Source organism: Frankia sp. CeRuru1 (assembly GCF_977966315.1).
Map to the genome: position 1 here is coordinate 1 of NZ_CDWWEW010000294.1, position 6,532 is coordinate 6,532.

The window sequence follows — 6,532 nt, forward strand, 5'->3', positions numbered from 1 at the left end:
TCCCCGCTGCCCCTGCCGTCCCACGCCACCCATACCGGTCTGGACGGGCTCGCCGTCCGGGTCCACGACCGATGGGTGAGTGCCTGGCCGGCCGGCTCGGCGCTCGGACTGGACCAGGTCGACGATGTTCCCTGGGCCGAGGCCGTTCCCTGGGCCGAGGCTGCCGCGCTGCTGGCGAGTCTGCATCGCATCCCGGTCACCGCGTCGGATCTCCTCGTGCTCCCCCGGGCCACGGTGCTCCGCCGGCTGCGGCACGACGTGGCTCGACTGCGCGACCAGGCCGGCCATCCACGTGCCGAGGTGGTCCTGCGCGCCGCCGCGACCCTGCCCGAGTGGGCGTTGCACCACCAGATCCAACCGGATCAACCGGATCAACCGGATCAACCGACCCGACCGGGACGGTCACGCCGGCCGGCGCGGCCATTGACGATCATCCACGGTGACTGGCACTTCGGACAGCTCGTCGCGCTGCCCCGACTCGGCTGGCGCATCATCGACGTGGACGATCTCGGGCTCGGGGACCCGGTATGGGACCTGGCCCGGCCGGCGGCCTGGTACGCGGCCGGCCTGCTGCCGATGGACGTCTGGGCGCGGTTCGTCGACGGCTACCGGGCCGGTGGCGGCCCGGCGCTGCCGGGCGGCGAGGATCCCTGGACGGCCCTGGACCTGCCCGCCCGCGCGATTGTCGTGCAGTACGCGGCCATCGCGGTCGCCGCGCGTCTCGACGGCGACGCGCCCGGTGCCGGGCCCGAACCTGGTCCGATCTCCGATGCCTTCGTCGAGTGCTGCCGGCGGATGGCCCGGGTGGGCCCGTACCCGTCCGGATCTCGACTATCCACCGGCTGACTTCCGCGGGGTCGGTACGCTACCCGCAGCCAAGGATGTCTCCCCGCCATGAACGGCAGGTTCGGCATGAGTTACACCCTGCAGTGTCCCAAGTGCCACGCGATGATGCGGACGTACAACCGCAACGGCATCCAGATCGAGCAGTGCGACGGATGCCGGGGCATCTTCCTCGACTACGGCGAGCTGGAGGCCATCACCCGGCTCGAGGCGCAGTGGTCCCAGCCCCCGCCGCCACCCCCGGCTGCGCCCCACGCCCAGCCGGGGCACTATGCCCAGCCCGCCTGGGGGACTCCCTACGGGCACGGCGGGCATGGGCACCACCACAAGCACGGCGGCCTCGCCCGGCTGCTGTTTTCCTCCTGACCCGCGCTCCGGCCGGCCGTCAACCCGACGTCAACTCCGGGGCGGGGCCGGCTCTCGGGCCGGCCCTCGGGCGGAGCTCAGGACAGCGCGAGCAACGCGCCGAGGGTGAAGCCAACCGCGGCGAGCCACACGAAGGTGGGCAGGGCGCGCAGCCAGCTCGCCACGGGCGAGTGGCCGGCGTGACGCTGAGCCGGGACCTGGGCGGAGCCCGCCGCCGCCGGGACGGGGCTGGGATCGATGCGGCCGCCCTGGCCGGCCAGCACGGTCGCCAGGGCCCCGACGTCCGGGTCGTCGGGCACGGCGGGCGGGCGCCGCGGCGTAGGACTGACCGGGGCCAGGACGACCGTCGGCCCGTTCGCCGCGCCGAGATGCACCCGCACCTCGCCGTCGGTCAGGGCAACGCTGCCGGTCCGGGCGCCGTCCACCCAGATGCCGTTGGAACTGACGTCCTGGGCGAGCCACCCGGCGTCGCCGCGGGGCTCCAGCAGGACGTGACGCCGGGACACCCGGCCGTCCGCGATGACGACATCGCAGTCACGGCCGCGGCCGACGACGTGACTGCGGTCAGCGGACAGCACGCTCTGGCCGGACGGGACGGTGATCCGCAGCCCTGTCGGGTCCACTGTTTCTCCTCCTGGGAGGATCCGGCTCCTGCCGAGATCCGGGCGATCGGGGCGCGGGGGTCAGGCGGGGAAGACAGCGTTGTCGCGGACGGTGACGGCGACCGGCGGCAGCGGCTGTTTCGCCGGCCCCGCGACGGGTTCCCCGGTGCGGGTGTCGAAGGCGCTGCCGTGGCACGGGCAGAGGATGCGGCCCTTCTCGATCGCGTTCACCGAGCATCCCTGATGGGTGCAGACGGTGGAGAAACCCTGGATCGTGCCGGCGGCGTTCCTCGTGAGCACCAGGCCGGCGTCGCCGAGGATGAGACCGCCGTCGGCCGGCACCTCGTCGACCCGGGCGAGGGGCGCCGTGCCGCCGGCTTGGCCGCCGCCGTTGCCCGCGCCCGAACCGTCGCCCCCCCGCGGGTCCCGCCCGCGGTCGCCTGCCGTGGCTTCGGATCGGCCGCGTCGCTGCAGCTGGCGACGGCATACCCGACGGCACCCGCGGCGACGGTGACCGCGAGGCCGGGGGCCACGAGGCGCCGCGTCGGTGTTTCCTGCGTCATGACTTTTTCCTCGGGATCCTGTTCAGACGTGCGGAATACCGGACCGGGTGAAAAACCACAGTGAAGCCGTCAACCAGATTGCGACCAGGGAAACAAGAACCGTCGAGCCGAGCACGGGCAGTACCCACCTCGGTAACCCGCTGGTCCGTAGACTGATCATCTTTGCCGCGTAGGCCCCGTAAAAGGCGCAGCCCAGGAGGCTGTGGAGGAGCACCCGGGTGCCATCGCTGGCAAAGCCCAGCGCCCAGATGCAGTGGAAGGCCACTGGCAGGGTGAGGACGAACGCGGTCGTCCCGCTCCATCGGTGCAGCGGGCTGGCCCAGCTCGGCGCCGGGCCCGCGCCGGGCAGCCGTCCCCACATCCACAGTGCCGTGGCCAGCTGAACGAGTAGCAGAACGGCGGCGGCCGTCGTCAGCCACGCCTTCATCGGCAGCATGCCGGAGAAACCGAGGGTGAACAGCGGCCGCCCGGCTGGTTCGTGAACCCTCGCGTACACACCGGTCGACACCGCGACGGCGGCACCGACCAACAAGGAAACGCCTAATGCCGTACCCGCATTCGTCTGCCGTTCGGCCCGGTCCGTGCCGGCTGCCATACCGCCCCCCGTCCCCTGAGACATCCTTGCTGCGCGAACTATGCCGGAAAGAACGCGGGCGCGTCCAGAGCCGTCAGGGCCGGAGACGGGCCCGCACCGCTCGGCGGAGTTCGTCGGTCGCGTCGACGACGACGCGGCGCAGGAGCGGGTCGAGACGATCGCGGGCCAGCAGGGCGTCCGCCTCCCGCACCGTCCCCACGGACACGGCGAACTGCGGATAGGCGTAGGTGGCGATCTGCCGGGCGGCGTGCGGGGATCGCCGGGCCGCCATCGCCGGCATCTGGTCGAAGTAGCGGGAGACGTACCCGTCGGTGAGATCCGCCTGCTCAGGCTGCCAGAAACCCTCGGCCGTCGCGGCGACGAGCCGGGCGGACATCGTGTCGTCGTCCACGATCGTCCGCCAAGCCCGGGCCTTCGCCTCGAGATCGGCGACGGCGGCGCGGGCCCGCGCCGCATGCTCAGCGGCCCGGGCGCTGCGATCATGCCAGCTCTCGGCCGCGATCTCCGCCTCCCCGGCCCGCCCGAGTACGACCAGCCGGTGTAGCAGAGTCCAGCGTAGTTCCGGGTCGATGACCAGTCCGGCCGGCACGGCCGCCCCGGCGAGCCACGCCGCCAGTGTTCCCGCCTGCGCCGGTCCACTGCACCCGATGACCCCGCGGGCGGCGGAGAGCTGATGACCGCCTCCCGGTGCGGCGGCCGCGAGGACCCGCGCGCAGGCGGCGTGGAGCTCCTGCGCGGCCGCCGGTCGCGCCGACGGTGCGAGGTAGCGGTTCAGCACGGTGGCCCGGGCGAAACGCAGGGCGTCCTCGAAGACGGCGATCTCGGTCTCCCGGGGCAGCGCACCCACGGCGAGCGTCAGATAGTCGGCGGCGGGCCATTCGGCGTCCCGGGTCGCGTCGGCCGCGGCCGCCCAGATGATCGCCCTGGCAAGCGGATCGGCCGTCCGCGGCAGGACGGTGGGCAGAGCGGCGAGGTCGGCCGGGGTGAAACGGACCTTGGCGTAGGTCAGGTCGCCGTCGTTGACCAGCAGCAGGCATCCCGCCTCGCTCCCGACCAGTGACGCGATCCCGGTGCGCCCGTCCGGCGCCGCCGGATCGATGTCCACCTCCACCCGGCGGAGCAGCACGATCGGCTCGGTCGGGTCGGTCGGCTCTGCCGGGCCGTAGACGCCGATGCCGATGCGGTGCGGACGCAGCGTCGGGTGCGTCGGCGGTGCCGTCTGGATCACCGTGACCTGCGCGAGGCGGCCGTCGGAACCGATCGTGATCTCGGGGCGCAACGTGTTGACCTGTGCGTGGCGCAGCCACACCTCGGCCCAGCCGGCGAGGTCCCGGCCGCTCGCCGTGGTCAGCGCGGCGAGCAGGTCGGCCAGGGACGCGTTGGCGAAGGCGTGCTGGGCGAAGTACGCCCGCAGCCCGGTCAGGAAGGCGTCGTCGCCCACCCAGGCGACCAGCTGCCGCAGGGCCGACGCTCCCTTGGCGTAGGAGATGCCGTCGAAGTTCAGCAGGGCGAGCGTGGTGTCGGGGACGTCGGCCGGGGCCACCGGGTGCGTCGACGGCCGCTGGTCGGCGGCGTAGCCCCAGCTCTTGCGACCGACGGCGAAGCTGGTCCACGCCCCGGTGAACCGCGTCGCCTCGGCGGTCACCCGATAGCCCATGTACTCGGCGAACGACTCGTTCAGCCACAGGTCGTCCCACCAGCGCATGGTGACCAGATCACCGAACCACATGTGGGCCATCTCGTGGGCGATGACGACGGCACGCAGCTCCCGTTCGGCCTCGGTCACCGCCGAGCGGAACACAAACTCGTCCCGGAAGGTCACGCACCCCGGGTTTTCCATCGCGCCGGCGTTGAACTCGGGCACGAACGCCTGATCGTAGGTCCCGAACGGGTACCGGCTCGCGAACAGCTCGTGGTAGCGGTCCAGGCAGGCCCGGGTGATGCCGAAGATCTCCGCCGCGTCGGCGTCGAGGTACGGCGCGAGCGAGCGGCGGCAGAGCAGCCCGAGCGGGATGCCGTCGTGGAAGTCCTCGACGAGGTGGTACGGCCCCGCGACCACCGTCACGAAGTAGGTCGCCAGGGGGGCCGTCTCGGTGAACTCCCACCGCCCCGGCAAGGTCTGCTTCCCGGCGCCGTTCGCCCGCACCGTCCAGTCGGGGGGTGCGGCCACGCTCAGGCGCACCGGCGCCTTGAGATCGGGCTGGTCGAAGCAGGCGAACATCCGCTGGGCGTCGTCGAGGAAGGTCTGCGCATACAGGTAGACCTCGCCGTCCTCCGGGTCGGTGAACCGGTGCAGCCCCTCGCCGGTGTTCGAGTACCTCATCGTGGCCGTCACCACGAGCTCGTTCGTCGCGTGCAGCGCCGCGAGGGGGAGCCGGTTGCCGTCGACGGCGGAGGGGTCCAGCGGCTGGCCGTTGAGCCACAGCTGCTGGATGGATGCCGGTTTGAGCTCGACGAACGTCGTCGGCGCCGGTTCGCCGCCCGCCGACGAGCCGTCCGTGGCGAGAGAGCCGTCCATGGGGGAACGGAGGCTGAAGCGCACCCTGGTCGTCGAGCCGAACTCCGTCGACGTGCGCGCCGCGGTCAGGTCGAGCTCGATCTCGTAGCCGTCAACGCGGACCAGGCCGGCACGGGCGAGGGCTTCGTCCCGGGTGAGGCTGTGCATACGGCGAACTTATGGGATGCCTCGTCGCCCGTCCGGCGTGGACCCGGTCACCCCTCCAATCTTGCCGGGTGGCTCGTCGATGTCAGTGTCCAGGGGCGAGGACAGGGTCGGTGACGCCGTGGGGGCAGGCGAACCGCTCGATGTCCCAGCCGGCCCGGCCGGCCCCGGCCCGGTAGGCGCTGTCGTAGAAGCCGAGGACGCCGGCCCGCCGGTCCGGGCTGCGTTCGAGGGCCGCGAGCGGGAGGACGGCGAGATGGCTGCCGCCGCGATCCGCCCAGTACGCCGCGTCCGGCCGCAGTGGTTCTCTCGACCATGGCGAGCCCTCCGAACCGAACGAAGTGGAGCGGACAGCGCCAGTCTGAACACCGAAGGTGTTCCACGCATCCCGGGGGAGGACGTCACGGTTCAGCACCGGTCGGGTCGGCCACGGCAGTCCGGAACGATGACCCGGCGAATCTCGATCTCCTCGTCGCCGAACGACTTGAGGACCACCGAGTGCCGGAGCGCCTCGGCGACGAGCGGGATCTCACCGAGCACCGCGTCGGGGGGCTTGCCCATCATCAGGTAGTCGACGTCACGCCAGCCGTGGGGGAACCGGCCGCGCACCTGAGGGTCGAGGTCCAGCTTGTAGAACCACACTGGCAGCGGCCGGCGCCCGGCGATCGTGAGGTCGGTCCAGGCGATGTCGTCAGTGATGACGGTGCCCTCGGAGGAAATGTTCGCGAGAAACCATCGGGTCGCCTCCCGGCTCGGGGCACTCGCGTCCCGGGTGAGCGCGGTGCGGATCTTCGGTGTCCAGTCCGGGATCACCGTCGCGGCGGCCACGGACAGGGCCACAAGGACCACGAGGCAGCGCAGGCCGTTGACGATCGTGGCCGCGGTCGACTCTGACTTCGAC

General features: G+C 72.2%; 7 protein-coding genes and 1 pseudogene. 2 read left to right on the forward strand and 6 right to left on the reverse strand.

Translation table 11 applies throughout. The features are described 5' to 3' along the window. Both AC08OP_RS18290 and AC08OP_RS18295 read left to right on the forward strand, forming a co-directional pair. Window positions 1-846, forward strand: an 846-nt coding sequence (locus tag AC08OP_RS18290; RefSeq protein WP_476615310.1) for a phosphotransferase family protein, incomplete at its 5' end; no start/stop codon positions are given. A gap of 66 nt (window positions 847-912) precedes the next feature. After that, entirely contained in the window at window positions 913-1,209 is a 297-nt protein-coding gene (locus AC08OP_RS18295; RefSeq protein WP_476615316.1) for a TFIIB-type zinc ribbon-containing protein, read from the forward strand. Between the two features lie 77 nt (window positions 1,210-1,286). Here AC08OP_RS18295 and AC08OP_RS18300 read toward each other — a convergent pair whose 3' ends face one another. From AC08OP_RS18300 to AC08OP_RS18325, 6 genes and pseudogenes are all read right to left on the reverse strand, one after another. Continuing rightward, a complete protein-coding gene (locus tag AC08OP_RS18300; RefSeq protein WP_476615311.1) occupies window positions 1,287-1,832 on the reverse strand; it encodes an FHA domain-containing protein in 546 nt (181 codons plus the stop codon). A 60-nt stretch (window positions 1,833-1,892) separates the two neighbouring features. After that, the gene (locus AC08OP_RS18305) at window positions 1,893-2,153 is read right to left on the reverse strand and encodes a Rieske (2Fe-2S) protein (protein WP_476615312.1); all 261 of its coding nucleotides are present in this window, start codon (window positions 2,151-2,153) and stop codon (window positions 1,893-1,895) included. Between the two features lie 243 nt (window positions 2,154-2,396). Further along, entirely contained in the window at window positions 2,397-2,969 is a 573-nt protein-coding gene (locus tag AC08OP_RS18310; protein ID WP_476615313.1) for a DUF6529 family protein, read from the reverse strand. Between the two features lie 73 nt (window positions 2,970-3,042). Continuing rightward, entirely contained in the window at window positions 3,043-5,634 is a 2,592-nt protein-coding gene (pepN, locus tag AC08OP_RS18315) for an aminopeptidase N (protein WP_476615314.1), read from the reverse strand. Between the two features lie 82 nt (window positions 5,635-5,716). Next, complete coding sequence (locus AC08OP_RS18320; RefSeq protein WP_476615315.1) at window positions 5,717-6,046, reverse strand: DUF5996 family protein; 330 nt, start codon at window positions 6,044-6,046, stop codon at window positions 5,717-5,719. Next, window positions 6,040-6,532 (reverse strand): annotated as a pseudogene (locus tag AC08OP_RS18325) (4-amino-4-deoxy-L-arabinose transferase); the annotation flags it as partial. The gene AC08OP_RS18320 and the pseudogene AC08OP_RS18325, both read right to left, overlap by 7 nt.